Here is a 15,630-nt window from a genome sequence, read left to right on the forward strand (position 1 = left end):
TGCCCGAGCGAGACCGGCCCCGCGTGCTGGAGTTCGGTGAACTCGCCGCACCGAGCCTCGACATCGGGCATGACCCGGTAACCGCTGGTGAGCATCACGGCCTCGACGGCGCCGTCGCGATCCTTGATGTCGATGGTCCGGTACTGCTGGTTCTGGCTGCACGACGGCGGCCGGGTGCTGTGCGTGGCGCCGTCGATGGTCAGGCGGGCCGCTTTGCGCGGCGTGGTCTGGGCCTGGCCGCACCCCGCGAGGCCGACGCCGGCGATCACGAGGAAGACAACCGCGAGTAACCGGTTTCGCACCGGTTCACCTCCTTCACTGCCGATCCGGCATCATCCTGGGCAGGGACTTGACGATGCTGCGTCGCACGAACTCCGGACTCAGGCCCTTGAACAAATCGATCAACCGAATGCCCTTGGGCACATACCAATGCAACCGCTTCGGGTTGTGGTAAGCCTGCCATGCGGTGTCCGCGACGCTGCTTGCCGGCATCAACCGGAGGATGCCCTTCTTGGGCGCGGTGGCGCGCAACTGCTCCGCGGTCATCGGCGCCCGGCCGTCGTTGGAGTGGTTCGTCGTCGTGGTCAGGATGGCGGTGTCGATCAGACCGGGCAGCACGTCGGCGACGCGGACCCCGTGTCGCTGCCACTCGACGCTGAGCGCCTCGGTCAGGCCCTTGACCGCGTGCTTGGTCGACGAATAGACGGCGAGGCGCGGCATGCCGTAGGTCGCGGACGAGGACGACGTCGAAAACATCAGGCTGCCCGGCGTTTTCTTCAAATACGGCAACGACGCGTAGGCGCCGGTCAGCACGGCCTTGTAGTTGATGTCCACGACGCGCATGGCGGCCTCGTAGGGCACGTCCTCGAACCACCCGGATTCGCCGATGCCGGCGTTGTTCCACATCATGTCGAGCCCGCCGCCGGTGTTGCCGGCGCAGAAATCGGCCAGGGCGCCCTCCAAGGCGGCCTTGTCCGTCACGTCGACGCGGCGCGTCCACAGCCGGTCGGCGCCCAGTTCGTCGCGCAGCGTGGCCAAGCCGTCCTCGTTGCGGTCCACGGCACCGACCCGCCAGCCCTTGGCGTGGAAGAGCTTTGCGCCCTCGCGGCCCATGCCGCTGCCCGCGCCGGTGATGAAGACCGATTTCACGGCGCGTCAGCCCGTCTCGACCACATCTTTGATGCGGTTCAGCGTCTTGGTCATGTCGCGGACGTTGCGGCGCTTGCGCAGGAAGCCACCGAACAGCCAGTAGAGGCCGAGCCACGGCGCGGGGCTGAGCCGAAACGACTCGGTCACGTCCGTGCCGCCGCCGCTGGGCGCCAACCGGTAGTGCCAGTTGTTGACCGCCCGATCACCGAGCAGCACCGCGAAACCGAATTCACGGCCGGGTTCGCACGCGGTAACTTCACACGTCGTCCAATACACCGGTCCGACCTCGTTGCGCCTGACGTGCCCGCGGAATTTGGCGCCGAGGGCCGGGCCGCTTGCGTCGCCCAGCCACTCGGCTTCGAACACTTCCGGGGAGAACCGTCCGATATTGCGAACGTTCGCGATGAGATCCCAGATCTTGTCCGCGGACGCCGCCATATGAACAGTGGCCGAACCTTCCATGCGCTGATCCAAACACAGCTTCCCGCTCGGTCATAGACCGCGACGGTGGTTGATCGTCAGTGCGGAGCCGCCGCCTGGATCAGCCCGTTGATGATCTCCTTGATGCCCTGCGCGGGGTGCGAGTACCAACCGATCGGCAGGCCCGACTGCGCGCCGCACTTCGGCCACGCTTCCACGCCTTGGTCCGCGAAAACCCGGTTGGCCACGGCGATTTGCTGCTCCCTGGTCGCGGCCGCCGGGTTGCCGACACCGCCGTATGCGGCCCAGGTGGCCGGCTTGAATTGGAGTCCGCCGTACTCACCGTTGCCGGTGTTGGCGTGCCAGTTGCCGCCGGACTCGCACTGGGCGACCGCGTCCCAGTTGGGCGTCGGGGCGGACGTGGCGATACCGGTGGACGAAGCTATCGACGCTGCAACGAACCCGCCGACCGCCAGGGACTTGACGAGAGGCTTGCAGAGAATTTTCATGTGATGGATTTCGGCCGCTGTGGCCAAAGCGTTACCTATTCGAAAATGGTGCGAGATATGCCTTCCAGCTGCGGAAATGCCCTTATTGCGGCACGCGAAGAAAGTGTTAGAAACCGATGAGGAAAAAATAAATTATTGCTGGCAATATGACTGAGTGGCTAACGCCAGCGCACGTTGATACAGGGGGTCCAGCCCGCGCGTGCGCACGACGCCGCCGCGGGCGAGGTCGAGCTGCGCGGGGCAGGCCGGCGAATGCAGCAGATCCCAGTCGGCCACCATTTGGTTCAGCATCGTGTGGTTGAGGTCGTCGATTGCCGACCGGGACGCCGCCAGGTCCGCCGACTGGGTCGGCGCGCCCGCGGGATCGAGCTTCCAATCCGCGAAACGGCTGTATTCGATGCCCTCGGTGGCGCGGATCTGGTCGCCGAACACCTTCGTGACGTAGTCGGGGTCGACCCGTTGGGAGGACGCCTCGGTGGCCAACTTCGCGAGTTCTTGCCGGACGCGGTCGGGGTCTTCGATAGGCCCGTGCGCGTGCCACTTGAACGCGGCCACCGGCTCGGCGATCTGTAACCGCTGCGCGGCGGCGTCGACCAACCCGGTCAGCGCGCCGGAGTCGTCCGCCGCCACCGGCGACGCGACCAGTACCGCCACCGCGCCGACGACGCCCCCGCAGCGCACGGTCAGCGTGATGCGGCGGCCGGTCATGCCCATGATTCTGCGGCAGTCCCGGGCGCGCGGGCACCTCGGAGTTAGCCTGAAAGTGCTGATGTCGTCGATGATGGGCAGCCGCGGCCCGCAGCGCATAGCCGGGGATCGCGGAAAGTCGTTGCGTTCGAAGCGGATTCGGGCGCTGATCGCGGCTGCACTGGCCGTCCCGCTGTTGCTGGGTGCGGCGATCCTGATGCTCGACCGCCTGCATTCGACGCCCGCCGACGCGCTCGAGCATCCAGCCAGCCCGGTGAGTGACGACCAGTCGAGGGCTCAGGTCGTTCAGTCGGCGCAGGACGTCGTCGCCGCGGCGGCCCTGCGGACGTCGTCGGCCGGCTACTCGCTGATGTCCTGCAAAAACCGCGACGACCCGCCGTATCAGGGCGCGGTCTACCTGACCTTCTCGGTGCCCGCCGCGACCCGGGCCGACACCTACTTCGCCCAAATCGCCGCAACGCTGACCGACCACGGCTGGACCGCGGGCCTACCGCCCAACAACCACGCCTTCGCCACGACGCTTACCAAGGACGCCGTCACGGTGATCGTTTACCGGCACGACGACGAGCCCAACGTGGGCGTGCTGCGCGTCTACGGCCAATGCCGGAACATGACCGATCACCGCGCGGACGCGACGGCCTGGACCGATATCACCGGCGAGTTCGCCCGGCCGGGCTGATCGGGCCGATAACGCACTACTGCGCCCGACGGCGTCGTCGTCGGGCGCAGTAGCGACCTCGGGGCAGGTGAGGCTATCCACCGCCGCCGGGCGTGGCACCCAGGGTGCCCTGCAGGTCCGGCTTCATGGCGTTGAGCTGAGCTCCCCAGTACTCCCAGCTGTGCGTGCCATTGGCGTTGAAGTTGAACACCGCGTTGTGGCCACCGGCCGCGTTGTACTGGTCCTGGAACTTCAGGTTGCTGCTGCGCACGAAGTTCTCCAGGAACTCGGCGGGCATGTTGGCCCCGCCCAGCTCGGACGGCGTGCCGTTACCGCAGTAGATCCACAGGCGGGTGTTGTTACCCACCAGCTTGGGGATCTGCAGCGTGGGGTCGTTGCGCTGCCACGCGGGGTCGCTCGAGGGCCCCCACATGTCGCTGGCCTTGTAACCGCCGGCGTCACCCATTGCGAGGCCGATCAGGGACGGGCCCATGCCCTGCGACGGGTCCATCAAGGCCGACAGCGAACCGGCGTAGATGAACTGGTTGGGGTGGTAGGCGGCCAGGATCAGTGCCGACGAACCGGCCATCGAGATGCCGACCGCGGCGCCGCCCGTGGACTTGACGCTCTTGTTGGAGGCCAGGTACTGGGGAAGCTCACTGGTCAGGAAGGTTTCCCATTTATAGGTGGAGCAGCCCGCCTTGCCGCAAGCCGGGCTGTACCAGTCGCTGTAGAAGCTGGACTGACCACCGACGGGCATGACGATCGACAGGCCCGACTGGTAGTACCACTCGAACGCGGGCGTGTTGATGTCCCAGCCGTTGTAGTCGTCCTGGGCCCGCAACCCGTCGAGCAGGTAGACCGCGGGGGAGCCGTTGCCGCCGCTTTGGAACTGGACCTTGATGTTGCGGCCCATACCCGCCGATGGCACCTGCAGGTATTCGACGGGCAGACCCGGTCGCGAAAACGCTCCCGCGGTCGGCGCGCCGCCGGCAAGACCGATCAGGCCCGGCAGCGTCACAGCCGCTGCCGCACCGACTAATAGCCGGCGCCCCCAGGCCCGGACCTTCTCGCTCAGTTCTGTCATACCTGCCCCTTGTCGTATGTGATGGCGGTCTCAGCAGGAATTTACCGGGTGAATAGGCCGAATGTCGATCGGGACGCGGGGACATCTCGATTTGGTATCGCTTTTCTTGCACCAATTTCGTGGCAGGGATAAGCGCACCGCCCACGTGCTGCCGGTGCTTCGTCACCCCGGACCACCACTCTCGGGCCGAAAACGCCTGGCAGCGGCGCCGGGCCCGGGTACAAAGCAAAGCACAAAGCCGCAATTTTCGGCCCAGCCAGGACGACAACCCGTTCCGCGGCGCCGAACCGCCGCCGGAAAAGCCGATTCCGTACCGAAGACCTTTATCGCCGCGTGAACGTGCGGTGGTTTCCCGGCGCCCGCGACTCATCGCTCATCGCTCATCAGCGCTTCCCGCGCAGTATCGGTGGTTCTCGGCCCGGGCGGGTGTCCGGGCGAAGCCGAACCGGCGCAGCCGGACTTGCGCCGACCGCGTAGGCTCTCACGGAGCAAGCCGATGGAGACCACGTTTTCCCGGTCCGTTCCGGCCTTCACGAACCACCTCACCAGGGGATTTACTGGTGCGCGTCGGTGCGGGTGAGGGTGTCGGAGGTCCGGGACCGATTGGGGAGTTTTGGACACGGTACTTGGGCTATCAGTGACGCCGACCGCCATTGGCTGGGTCCTCGCTGAGGGACACGGCGCGGACGGCACCATCCTGGACCACCGGGAGCTCACGCTGGACCCCGGCCGCGGGGTGCGCGCCCTCAGTACCGCGGAGCAAGTGGCCGACGAGGTTTTGCGGGTGGAAGCGCAGGCCGCCGCCAGCGAGCACCGGCTGCGGGTCGTCGGAGTGACCTGGAACGACGACGCGTCCGCGCAGGCAGCGCTGGTGCTGGAGGCGCTGACCAACGCGGGGCTCGACAACGTCGTGCCGGTCCGCGCACTCGACGCGATCGAAACCCTGGCGCAGGCCATCGCGCCGGTCATCGGCTACGAGCAGACCGCCGTCTGTCTCCTCGAACGTGAGGGGACCACCGTTGTCATGGTCGACACTCACCACGGGGAGACGCAGACAGCCACCAAGCAGGTGGGCGGCGGCCTCGACGGCCTGACCCGATGGCTGAGCGGCATGTTCGACCGCAATGGCTGGCAGCCGGGCGGGGTGGTCGTTGTCGGCGCGCATAGCGACGTCGACGGTTTCTCTTGGCAACTCGAAAAGACGCTTCCCGTACCGGTTTTCGTGCAAAACATGGCGCAGGTGACCATCGCGCGTGGTGCGGCGCTGACCGCCGCCCGAAGCACCGAGTTCACCGACGAGCAGTTGGTGACGCACGACAGCGCACCGCCCGCGACGCCCGCCGCACCGCGAAAGCTGTCGTACGCCGGTGCGGTCACCACGCTTGCCGCTGGTGTGGTCACGTTCGTCTCCTCGTTATCGCTCGCCGTGGGCATTCAGCTGGCCCCGGTCAGCAAGCCGGCCCCGCGGCACGCGGTCCAGCCGCCCACGCCACAAATCGCCGAAGCCGTGGCGCCGCCCCCGGTCGTCGCGCCGCTGACCCCGCAGGCGAAGATTCCCGCCGCCGAACCGATCACAGAAGCCGCCCCGGAGGTCCAGCAGCCCGACCCCGGCACCCGGCAGCCTTACCTGACAAGGGTTCTCGAGCACATACCGGCCGACGCCGGTGAGCCGACCGGCGACTCGGCGCCGCAGGCGCCCGCGCAGCCGCAGCCCTGACGCCGAGCCGCTCAGGAGCCCTTCGGGTGAGTCGCGGTGAAGGACAACGCCACGTCGTCGGCGACCTGGAGCGAACCCATCAGCAATGAGTAGGGCTTGACGCCATAGTCGGTCTGCCGGACCGTGGACTCGGCGGTCATGCGCCACTCGTCCCCGAGATCGTCTGTGCGCAACTCGATTTCGTGGGCCCGCGTCTTTCCCCGCACGGTGAGCTCGCCGCTGAGCCGATACCCGTCATCGGTCTTGTCGACGGCCCGTGCGACGAAGCGGATCTCGGGAAACCGGTTGGCGTCCAACGACTTCAGGGCGTTGGACCGGACCAACGCCTTCTCGGGCGCGGACAGTCCCTTGACGCCGCCCTCACCGCGCAGCACCTCCAGCGAATCCGTCTCGACCACAAGCTCCACGGCGGCCGGTTCGGAACCGGCCCAGCTCACGGTGGCATGCCACCGGGTCATCGCGATCGTGAGACGGTGACCCATCCTGGCGGCGCGGCCCTGGACTCCGGTGGCAAGCAGCAGTTCGCCGTCGGATGCGTCCAAGCTCCATTCGTCGGTCATAGGCCGACTGTAATCACATCGTCAGGACCGTGCGGTAGTGCGCGCGTCCTTGCTCCAACGCCGCATAGCCCTCGGCCGCCTGCGACAGCGGCATTTCCTCGATCCACGCCCGCACCCCGGACAGGACGGCGAAATGCATGGTGTCTTCAACGTCTTTCGCCGTGCCGGAGGGATGACCGACGATACTGATCCCTGGCGTGATGAGCTGAATGGGGCTGATCGGCAACGGTTCTGGCGTCACGCCGATCGTGACGAGCTCGCCCTGTGGCGATATCCCGCCGACGGTTGCCGCCATCGCCGGCGAGTTTCCGGCGGTCGCCAGCACGACCGCCGCCCCGCCCAGGGCCTTGAGGGCTTCCGCGGGATCGCTGGCGGTGGAGTCAATGTAGTGGTGGGCGCCCAACTTCCGGGCGTCCTCCTCTTTGCCGCTGCCGCGGGCGATGGCGATGGTCTCGAAACCCATGGCACGGGCGAACTGCACACCGAGGTGGCCGAGGCCGCCGACACCGAGGATGGCGACCCGGTCGCCGGGCAGAGCCTTGGTATGGCGCAACGCGTTGTAGGTGGTGACGCCGGCGCAGCCCATCGGCGCGGCTTCCGCGTCCGAGAGCCCTTCCGGTATGCGGGCGAGCGCGCTCCCGGGGACAGTGACCGATTCCGCATATCCGCCCGGATACTGGTAACTCGGCACCTTCCCGTTCTCGCAATGAATGAAGTGGCCTTTGCGACATTCATCGCAGTGGTAGCAGCACCCGCCGAACCACCCGACCGCGACGCGATCGCCGACGGCGAAACCCTCCACACCAGGACCGAGTTCGGCGATCGTCCCGGCGATTTCGTGCCCTGGAGTCAACGGCCACGTCATGCCAGGGAAGCCCCCAGCGACAAAGTGCGCGTCCGTGCCGCAGATTCCACACGCGGTGACGTTTATCCGCGCCTCGCCACGCCCTGGGGTCTCGGTTTCGACATCGACCAGTTCTAACGGTGCACCGGCCGACTTCACGTGAACTGCTCGATGGGTTGCCATGCAGTTGATGCTACTGTGCGGCAGCGGATTTCGCGCCGTCGGTGTGGTAGTCGACCTGCCAGTGCTTGATCCCGTTCAACCAGCCGGACCTCAGCCGTTCGGGCTTCCCCATCGATTCCAGGTTCGGGATTCCGTCGGCGATGGCGTTGAACATCAGGTCGATGGTCATCCGCGCGAGGTTCGCCCCGATGCAGTAATGCGCACCGGTGCCACCGAAACCCACGTGCGGATTCGGGTCGCGCAGGATGTTGAAGGTGAACGGGTCGTCGAAGACGTCCTCGTCGAAATTGGCTGAGCGGTAGACCATTACCACCCGCTGGCCCCTCTTGATCTGCACGCCGGACAGCTCGTAGTCCTCGAGCGCGGTCCGCTGGAATGACGTCACCGGGGTGGCCCACCGTACGATCTCGTCGGCCGCGGTGGCGGGGCGCTCCCTCTTGAACAGCTCCCACTGATCCGGAAAGTCGGTGAAGGCCATCATGCCCTGCGTGATGGAGTTGCGGGTTGTCTCGTTGCCGGCCACGGCCAGCAGGATGACGAAGAAGCCGAACTCGTCGTCGGACAGCTTGTGGCCGTCGATGTCGGCCTGGACCAACTTGGTGACGAGGTCCTCGCCCGGATTGTTCGTCCGGTCGGCGGCCATCTGCATGCCGTACATGATGAGTTCGACGGAAGCGGTGATGGCGTCGTTGTTGGCGAACTCCGGATCCTGGTCGCCGACCATCTCGTTGGACCAGTGGAAGAGTTTCTTGCGGTCTTCCTGCGGCACCCCCATCAGCCCGGCGATGGCCTGCAACGGCAACTCGCACGAGACCTGCTCGACGAAGTCGCCGCGTCCCTCGGCGGCCGCTTCGGCGACGATGCGCCGGGCCCGCTCGGCGAGGTCGTCGCGCAGGCGCTCGATGGCCCGAGGGGTGAAGGCCCGCGAGATGATCTTGCGCAGCCGAGTGTGTTGCGGCGCATCCATGTTCAGCAGCACGAACTTGCCGCGTTCGACCTGCTCGCCGACAGTTCCGTCCTTATAGCGCGGCAGCGCGGTGTTTTTCAGGCTGGAGAACACGTCGCTGCGCAGCGAGACCTCTTTGACGTCCTTGTGCTTGGACACCACCCAGAAGCCACCGTCGTCGAATCCGCCGGCTCCGATCGGCTGTTCGTTCCACCAGATCGGCGCGGTCCGCCGCAGTTCCGCCAGTTCCTCCACCGGCAACCGCTCGGCGTGGATGTCGGGGTCGGTGAAGTCGAATCCGGGGGGAAGGTTGGGGACCGGCTTGGCGGTTGGCTCGACGGTTGGCATGGCCCGCTCCTCGATGACGAAGTGGTCTAGTCGTCTTTGTGCAAATAAACCATTGCCGCACCACGGATGGGAAGCATTGACGGAAGATCGCCGGGCACAAATTGGAACGTGTTCCTCGTTCGCAGACCGCGCGGCCGATACGGTCTTGTGGCCGGCGCCTCGATGGATATGCTTTGGTGCAGGTCACCGGCGACGACAGGCGGGGTGGAACATGATTCGGGAACTGCTCAGCGCCGCTTCGATAGCGGGCATCGCGATTGGCATGGCGCCGTGCGCGGCGGCCGGGTACGACGGCGACGTCCCGGGCATGAACTATCAGGCGTCGTTGGGCGCGCCGTGCGACAACTACGAACGCTTCATCTTCGGTCGGGGCCCCAGTGGCCAGGCCGAGGCGTGCCACTTCCCTCCGCCGAACCAGTTCCCGGCGGCCACCACCGGGTATTGGGTCATCTCCTACCCCCTGTACGGGGTGCAGCAGGCCGGCGCGAAGTGCCCGGGGCCGCAGGCGGCGGCGCAGTCGGATCGCGGGCTGCCGATGCTGTGCCTGGGGGCGCAGGGCTGGCAAGAGGGTTGGTTCACCGGGGCGGGATTCTTCCCTCCGGCCGGATGAGCGGCTGAATCATGAACGACGGCCGGCCCGGCGAGACCCTCGTCCCGCGTTGGCTGCGGTTCGTCCTGGCGTCCGATCGTGCCGGCTCGGCGTGGTACATCGGGACGGGATTCTTTTTCGCACCGGTCCTCGCAGTGCTGTCGCCGTGGCCCGCGGTCACCGCCGTGCTGTGGGGGATCATCGGGGTGGCCGGGCTGTGGCTCGGCCTGCTGGGTATCGCGATGGCGGTCGGCCTGGCCCGAATCTTGCGCTCCGGGACGGAAATCCCCGAGGACTACTGGCGCACTCTGGTGAACTACTAGCCCGGCGCGACCGGGCTAGAGTCATAGCAACCGTCCTGCGACTAGAGGAGATCGAGATGGGCTTCACCCCGAAGGATGCGGTCGACGCGGCCAGGGACATCGCGACCAACGCGGTCGAAAAGGCCTCCGACATCGTCGAACACGCCAGCGACATCATCCGCGGTGACATTTCCGGCGGCGCCAGCGGGATCGTTCAGAACTCGATCGACATCGGCACGTACGCGGTGGACCGGACGCGGGAGATGTTCAGCGGCCGCGACGAGCCCGAAGACGAGGTGTAGGTCCGCCGTCAGACGGAGGCGGCCTCGTTGAGCTCGTCCAGCCGGTTGGTGGCTTCCAGGTACTCCTGGACCCAGCGCTCGATGACCGTGGCCGTCTTCTCGACCTTGGTGAACTGACCGACGACCTGACCGACCGGGTTGAACGCGACGTCCACGCTCTCGTTCGGGTACCTGTTGGTGGCCCGCACCGCCATGCCGGAGACCATGTACTGCAACGGCATACCGAGCGGCTTCGGGTTGTCCGGCTGCTCCCACGCCTCGGTCCAGTCGTTGCGCAGCATCCGCGCCGGCTTACCGGTGAACGACCGGCTGCGGACGGTGTCGCGGCTTCCCGCCTTGACGTACGCCTGCTGCTGAACCGGCGTGTTCGAGGACTCCTCGACCATCAGCCACTGCGAGCCGGTCCATGCCCCTTGGGCGCCGAGCGCCAACGCGGCCGCGATCTGCTGGCCGCTGCCGATACCACCGGCCGCCAGCACCGGCACCGGGGCGACTTCCTTGACCACCTGCGGCCACAACACGATTGAGCCCACCTCGCCGCAGTGGCCGCCGGCCTCGCCGCCCTGGGCGATGATGATGTCGACACCAGCGTCGGCGTGCTTGCGGGCCTGCGACGGCGAGCCGCACAGCGCCGCCACCTTGAGCCCGGCGTCGTGAATGTGCTTGATCATGTCGGCCGGGGGAGTGCCGAGCGCGTTGGCGATCATCTTCACCTTCGGGTGCTTGAGCGCCACCTCGACCTGGGGCGTGGCGGTCGCCTCGGTCCACCCGAGCAGCTGCAGGCTGTCGCCGTCGCTGTCCTCGATCGGCACGCCGTGGTCGGCGAGGATCTTCTTGCCGAAGTCGAGGTGTTCCTGGGGCACCATCTTGCGCAGCGTCTCGGCGAGTTCCTCGGCCGAGAGGTGCGAGTCCATGCCCTCGTACTTGTTCGGGATGACGATGTCGACGCCGTACGGGTGGTCGCCGATGTTCTCGTCAATCCAGTTGAGTTCGATCTCCAGCTGCTCGGGCGTGAAACCGACGGCGCCGAGGACGCCGAACCCCCCGGCCTTGCTGACCGCGACCACGACATCACGGCAGTGGGTGAACGCGAAGATCGGAAACTCAATACCAAGCTCATCGCAGATGGCGGTGTGCATGCCTACTCCTGGGGCGCGGAACCGATGCCAACAAATTGAAACGTGTTCTAGTTTAGTACGGACGGCATTGACGTGGCCAGCGGGTCCTGACCTGCGTTTTGTCACTACGACCCGTCACCGCGGGCGCCCACAGGCCGGTCAGACCACGGCGCTGTACACCACCCACAGCATCACGAACGCGAACATGCAGCCCGCGCAGACCAGATGATCCCGGCAGACGGAGCGCGCCAGGCGCGCCTGCTCGGGCGGACCGTCCGCGCGCCGGCCCAGCCGCACCGCGTCGGGGACCGTCTGCGTCAACGCCAGAATGATCGGAAGCACGGCGAGGACGGCCGACAGCACCAGCAGCCACCACGGTTCCGGCCCCCGCGCGGACTCGTAGGTCAACGCCACCAACAAAATCACCATCACGGCGGCGATCAGCCGGCCCATCGGGGCAGACGTGGTGGTCGCGCGATGGTAGTAAGCCGCGATGGAAGCGAGCACCGATTCGGGCAGATCGCTTGGCGCAGAACGGAATCGGAGTACCTGCACATCGAAGATCAAATCCATCCACAAGACGGCGAACAGGAATCCGGCGCAGGCCGTGAGTAACGAGGCCATGGCGCTCCTCCATCTCCGGCTCACCGCCATTTCCGGCCCACTGCGGGCACGCGTCGACGTGGACCCATTGTTTCCCGGCGCCGCGTCGAATTGGAGTCATTTCCGCTGGGCCGGTGGGACTTGTCGGTGGCCCGGCATACTATTCGAACATGCGTTCGAATAGTCGTGAGGAGATCGCCGCGGATTATGCCGCGCTGAGCGACGCCGTCTCCCGCGTTCTCGGCCACTCCTACGATGCGCTGACCACCCCGGAACGCTTCGCCCACCTCGAACTGCTCGAACGCGAGATGCGGCGGCTGCCCGTGGCAGGCCACCAGCTGATCAACCAAATCGACTGCCAGGCCACCCCGGCCGAACTCGGCGGCAAGTTCGCGCACGTGTTGGCCGACCGGCTGCGCATCACTCGCGGGGAAGCCAACCGCCGGATCACCGACGCCCGCGCCCTGGGCACGCGGCGGGCGCTGACCGGGGAGCCGTTGGCGCCGCGGTATCCGGCCGCCGCGGCCGCGCAGCGCGCCGGCCATATCGGCGCGTCCCACCTCACGGTCATCCACCGCTTCTTCGACGAGCTGCCCGGCTGGGTCGACGCGCCCACCCGCGAGGCCGCCGAGGCCGACCTCGCTCGCTGGGCCGGCGCTCACCGCCCCGAAAGTCTGCGCAAAGTCGCCGAGCGCATCACCTGCTACCTCAACCCCGACGGACAGTTCACCGACCAGGACCGCGCGCGGCGCCGCGGATTGACCCTGGGAACCCAAGACAGCGACGGCATGTCACGCCTCAGCGGCTGGCTGACCCCCGAGGCCCGCGCCACATGGGAAGCGGTGCTGGCCAAACTCGCCGCGCCTGGCATGTGCAACCCCGAGGACGACGCCCCGGTGGTCGACGGGCCGCCCAGCGAGGAAGCCGTGCAGCGCGACGCCCGCACCGGGCCCCAACGGAACCACGACGGCCTCAATGCCGCGCTGAGAGCAACGCTGGCGAGCGGCAGCCTCGGACAGCACAACGGCCTGCCTGCGGCCATCGTCGTGACCACCACGCTCGCGGAGCTCGAAGCCGCCGCGGGCAAGGGGTTGACCGGCGGGGGCACGATCTTGCCGATGTCCGACGTGATCCGCCTGGCCCGCCACGCACACCATTATCTGGCGATCTTCGACAAGGGCAAAGCGGTCGCGCTGTATCAGGCCAAACGGCTGGCCTCGGCGGGGCAGCGAATTGTCTTGTACGCCAAGGACCGTGGCTGCTCGGCGCCCGGCTGCGACGTCGCCGGCTACTACTGCGAAGTCCACCACGTCGAAGAGTGGGCCGCCACGCATCGAACCGACATCGACCAACTCACGCTGGCGTGCGGACCCCACCACCGGCTTCTCGAAAAGGGCTGGACCACCCGGAAACGCGCCAACGGCGACACCGAATGGATTCCGCCACCCCATCTCGAACGCGGCCAGCCCCGCACCAACGCCTTCCACCACCCCGAAAAGCTGATGTCGGACAACGACGAGGACGACGACCCGCCGTAGCGTTCACGCTATTGATCCGCTCCGTGGCCAGCGAGTAGCGTAGTGCTGCCAATTACGACACGGCACGTCGCGTAATTGGGGAGCCCCGTTCACCGAGAGGATCGGCTCGATGCGCAGCGCCTATGCCGGCCAACCCTTCACCACGTCCACGGCGGAGATTGAGGCCGCCTTAGCGGACGTCAGCATCCCGACGCTGTTGCTGTCGCTGGTGCACATCACCGGCGATCCGCGGTTCATCCGCGACTTCAAGCAGATGGGGGTCTTCCTCAACGAGATTCAGGGATTCATGTCCGAGGAGGACAAGGCGCGGGCCCGCGCGGCGGCCCTGCCCGTGATCGTCGACTATCGGGACCGCGGTTGCCCCGAGCCAAAGCCGCTGAGCCTCGACCTCATTCGGGAGATGATGGACTGGGCGGCCTGCGAGCATGTGACCGACGACTACCTGCAGCTGATTTTGGAAGAGATGGACCTCGACGGCGCCGATCCCCGTCGCCCGCATGCCCTGTCGGCCGAGAGCGCGGCGGACATCCCGGTCCTCATCGTCGGCTGCGGCGAATCGGGCATCCTTGCGGGGATCCGGCTCAAGCAGGCCAACATTCCGTTCACCATCGTGGAGAAGAACGCCGGCCCGGGCGGAACCTGGTGGGAGAACAGCTATCCCGGGGCCCGCGTCGACGTGGCCAACCACTTCTATTGCTACAGCTTCGAACCCAACAACGACTGGACGCATTTCTTCGCCGAGCAACACGAGCTCCAGGACTACTTCACCAAGGTCATGGCGAAGCACGACCTGGCCGAGCACGTCCTGTGGAATACCGAGGTGCTGGCCGCCGAGTGGATCGACGACGACGCCACCTGGAGCATCCGGCTGCGCGGCGCCGAGGGCCGGACCAGCACCGTGCGAGCGCGAGCCTTGATCACCGCCGTCGGCCAGCTGAATCGGCCGAACATTCCCCCCTTCGACGGCGCCGACAGCTTCGCCGGACCTGCGTTCCACTCCGCCGCCTGGGACCACTCCGTCGACGTGCGCGGCAAGCGGGTCGCGCTGATTGGCGCCGGCGCCAGCGGTTTTCAGATCGCCCCCGCCATCGCCCCGGAGGTCGAGCACCTCACCGTGTTTCAGCGGACCGCGCAGTGGATGTTCCCCAATCCGATGTATCACGACGAGGTCGGCGAGGGCATGCGGTGGGCGATGCGGCACCTGCCGTTCTACGGACGGTGGTACCGCTTCCTGGTCCTTTGGCCCGGGTCCGACAAGGGCCTGGACGCGGCGGAAAGCGACCCGGACTACGCCGACCAGGACCACGCCGTCAGCGACATCAACGCCGCCGCCCAGATGATGTTCGCCCAGTGGATCACCAGCCAGGTCGGCGAAGGGGACGAGCTGCTGAGCAAGGTGATGCCCGACTATCCCGCCTGTGGCAAACGGACCCTGCAGGACAACGGCAGCTGGCTGCAGACGCTGCAGCGCGACAACGTCGAACTGGTACGCACACCCATCCGGCGGATCACCCCGCGCGGCATCGTCACCGAAGACGGTGAGACGCATGACGTCGACATCATCGTGTACGCCACGGGATTCCGGCACACCGACGTGTTGTGGCCGCTGAAGATCACCGGCCGCGACGGGGTCGACCTGCGTGAGATGTGGGGGAGCCGCCCGTACGCCTACCTCGGCATTACGGTCCCGAAGTTCCCCAACTTGTTCATCATCTACGGGCCCGGGACCCACCTCGCCCACGGGGGCAGCCTGATCTTCCAGTCCGAGCTGCAGATGCGTTACATCGACCAGTGCCTGGCGCGGCTGGCCGAGGCGGACGTGCATTCGCTGGAGCCCAAGGCCGAAGCGGCCGCCGCGTGGCACGAGCGGACGCAGACCCAGATCAAGAAGATGGTGTGGGCGCACCCCGCGGTCAAACACTCCTACTTCAAGAACGCTGACGGCGAAATCCACACCGTCAGCCCGTGGCGCCTCAACGAGTACTGGGCCGCGGTACGTGAGCCCGACTGGTCCGATTTCGTGGTGCGGCAAGGGAAGTGAGCACGAAA

At 66.9% G+C, this 15,630-nt stretch carries 17 protein-coding genes and 2 pseudogenes; 8 read left to right on the plus strand and 11 right to left on the minus strand.

Annotated features, from left to right (window positions below; translation table 11 throughout):
• Positions 1 to 68: pseudogene (locus tag A5681_RS27755) on the plus strand (hypothetical protein); the annotation flags it as partial.
• On the opposite strand, the pseudogene A5681_RS14990 reads toward A5681_RS27755, so the two are convergent.
• The 5 genes and pseudogenes from A5681_RS14990 to A5681_RS15010 form a co-directional block, all read right to left on the minus strand.
• Positions 66 to 302: pseudogene (locus A5681_RS14990) on the minus strand (lipoprotein LpqH); the annotation flags it as partial. The pseudogenes A5681_RS27755 and A5681_RS14990 overlap by 3 nt on opposite strands.
• Positions 303 to 315: 13 nt before the next feature.
• Positions 316 to 1,149, minus strand: a complete 834-nt coding sequence (locus A5681_RS14995; RefSeq protein ID WP_067276061.1) for an SDR family oxidoreductase — start codon at positions 1,147 to 1,149, stop codon at positions 316 to 318.
• Positions 1,150 to 1,155: 6 nt separating this feature from the next.
• A complete protein-coding gene (locus A5681_RS15000; RefSeq protein WP_197498611.1) occupies positions 1,156 to 1,629 on the minus strand; it encodes an SRPBCC family protein in 474 nt (157 codons plus the stop codon).
• Between the two features lie 38 nt (positions 1,630 to 1,667).
• Complete coding sequence (gene rpfC, locus A5681_RS15005) at positions 1,668 to 2,078, minus strand: resuscitation-promoting factor RpfC (RefSeq protein WP_197498608.1); 411 nt, start codon at positions 2,076 to 2,078, stop codon at positions 1,668 to 1,670.
• A gap of 132 nt (positions 2,079 to 2,210) precedes the next feature.
• The gene (locus tag A5681_RS15010; protein WP_156737994.1) at positions 2,211 to 2,786 is read right to left on the minus strand and encodes a chorismate mutase; all 576 of its coding nucleotides are present in this window, start codon (positions 2,784 to 2,786) and stop codon (positions 2,211 to 2,213) included.
• Here A5681_RS15010 and A5681_RS15015 point away from each other — a divergent pair.
• Positions 2,785 to 3,465, plus strand: coding sequence for a hypothetical protein (locus A5681_RS15015; RefSeq protein WP_231996318.1), 681 nt, complete (start codon positions 2,785 to 2,787; stop codon positions 3,463 to 3,465). The genes A5681_RS15010 and A5681_RS15015 overlap by 2 nt on opposite strands.
• 73 nt (positions 3,466 to 3,538) lie before the next feature.
• On the opposite strand, the gene ag85B is transcribed toward A5681_RS15015, so the two are convergent.
• The gene (ag85B, locus tag A5681_RS15020) at positions 3,539 to 4,531 is read right to left on the minus strand and encodes a diacylglycerol acyltransferase/mycolyltransferase Ag85B (RefSeq protein ID WP_067276075.1); all 993 of its coding nucleotides are present in this window, start codon (positions 4,529 to 4,531) and stop codon (positions 3,539 to 3,541) included.
• Positions 4,532 to 5,144: 613 nt separating this feature from the next.
• On the opposite strand from ag85B, the gene A5681_RS15025 reads away from it, so the two are divergent.
• Complete coding sequence (locus A5681_RS15025) at positions 5,145 to 6,248, plus strand: DUF7159 family protein (protein ID WP_067276078.1); 1,104 nt, start codon at positions 5,145 to 5,147, stop codon at positions 6,246 to 6,248.
• Between the two features lie 11 nt (positions 6,249 to 6,259).
• Here A5681_RS15025 and A5681_RS15030 read toward each other — a convergent pair whose 3' ends face one another.
• The 3 genes from A5681_RS15030 to A5681_RS15040 are packed head-to-tail and all read right to left on the minus strand — an operon-like array spanning position 6,260 to position 9,129.
• Positions 6,260 to 6,808: a YceI family protein gene (locus A5681_RS15030; protein ID WP_067276082.1), complete on the minus strand. Its 549-nt coding sequence runs from the start codon at positions 6,806 to 6,808 to the stop codon at positions 6,260 to 6,262.
• Between the two features lie 13 nt (positions 6,809 to 6,821).
• Positions 6,822 to 7,835 (minus strand): alcohol dehydrogenase, encoded by a 1,014-nt coding sequence (locus A5681_RS15035; RefSeq protein WP_067276085.1) that lies wholly within the window; start codon positions 7,833 to 7,835, stop codon positions 6,822 to 6,824.
• A gap of 10 nt (positions 7,836 to 7,845) precedes the next feature.
• The gene (locus A5681_RS15040) at positions 7,846 to 9,129 is read right to left on the minus strand and encodes a cytochrome P450 (protein ID WP_067276087.1); all 1,284 of its coding nucleotides are present in this window, start codon (positions 9,127 to 9,129) and stop codon (positions 7,846 to 7,848) included.
• 211 nt (positions 9,130 to 9,340) lie between these two features.
• Here A5681_RS15040 and A5681_RS15045 point away from each other — a divergent pair, with 211 nt between their 5' ends.
• The 3 genes from A5681_RS15045 to A5681_RS15055 are packed head-to-tail and all read left to right on the plus strand — an operon-like array spanning position 9,341 to position 10,322.
• On the plus strand, positions 9,341 to 9,739 hold the full coding sequence (locus A5681_RS15045; protein WP_067276090.1) for a hypothetical protein: 399 nt from the start codon (positions 9,341 to 9,343) through the stop codon (positions 9,737 to 9,739).
• A gap of 11 nt (positions 9,740 to 9,750) precedes the next feature.
• Entirely contained in the window at positions 9,751 to 10,041 is a 291-nt protein-coding gene (locus A5681_RS15050) for a hypothetical protein (protein WP_067276093.1), read from the plus strand.
• 56 nt (positions 10,042 to 10,097) lie between these two features.
• Positions 10,098 to 10,322, plus strand: a complete 225-nt coding sequence (locus A5681_RS15055) for a hypothetical protein (RefSeq protein ID WP_067276097.1) — start codon at positions 10,098 to 10,100, stop codon at positions 10,320 to 10,322.
• Between the two features lie 8 nt (positions 10,323 to 10,330).
• On the opposite strand, the gene A5681_RS15060 is transcribed toward A5681_RS15055, so the two are convergent.
• Both A5681_RS15060 and A5681_RS15065 read right to left on the minus strand, forming a co-directional pair.
• A complete protein-coding gene (locus A5681_RS15060) occupies positions 10,331 to 11,461 on the minus strand; it encodes a nitronate monooxygenase (protein ID WP_067276101.1) in 1,131 nt (376 codons plus the stop codon).
• A 138-nt stretch (positions 11,462 to 11,599) separates the two neighbouring features.
• The gene (locus A5681_RS15065; protein ID WP_067276104.1) at positions 11,600 to 12,064 is read right to left on the minus strand and encodes a hypothetical protein; all 465 of its coding nucleotides are present in this window, start codon (positions 12,062 to 12,064) and stop codon (positions 11,600 to 11,602) included.
• 149 nt (positions 12,065 to 12,213) lie between these two features.
• Here A5681_RS15065 and A5681_RS15070 point away from each other — a divergent pair, with 149 nt between their 5' ends.
• Complete coding sequence (locus A5681_RS15070; protein WP_067276108.1) at positions 12,214 to 13,581, plus strand: HNH endonuclease signature motif containing protein; 1,368 nt, start codon at positions 12,214 to 12,216, stop codon at positions 13,579 to 13,581.
• 109 nt (positions 13,582 to 13,690) lie between these two features.
• Positions 13,691 to 15,622: a flavin-containing monooxygenase gene (locus A5681_RS15075; RefSeq protein ID WP_067276111.1), complete on the plus strand. Its 1,932-nt coding sequence runs from the start codon at positions 13,691 to 13,693 to the stop codon at positions 15,620 to 15,622.
• The last annotated feature ends 8 nt before the right edge of the window (positions 15,623 to 15,630 follow it).

This window comes from Mycobacterium scrofulaceum (assembly GCF_001667885.1).
Classification (GTDB): domain Bacteria; phylum Actinomycetota; class Actinomycetes; order Mycobacteriales; family Mycobacteriaceae; genus Mycobacterium; species Mycobacterium scrofulaceum_C.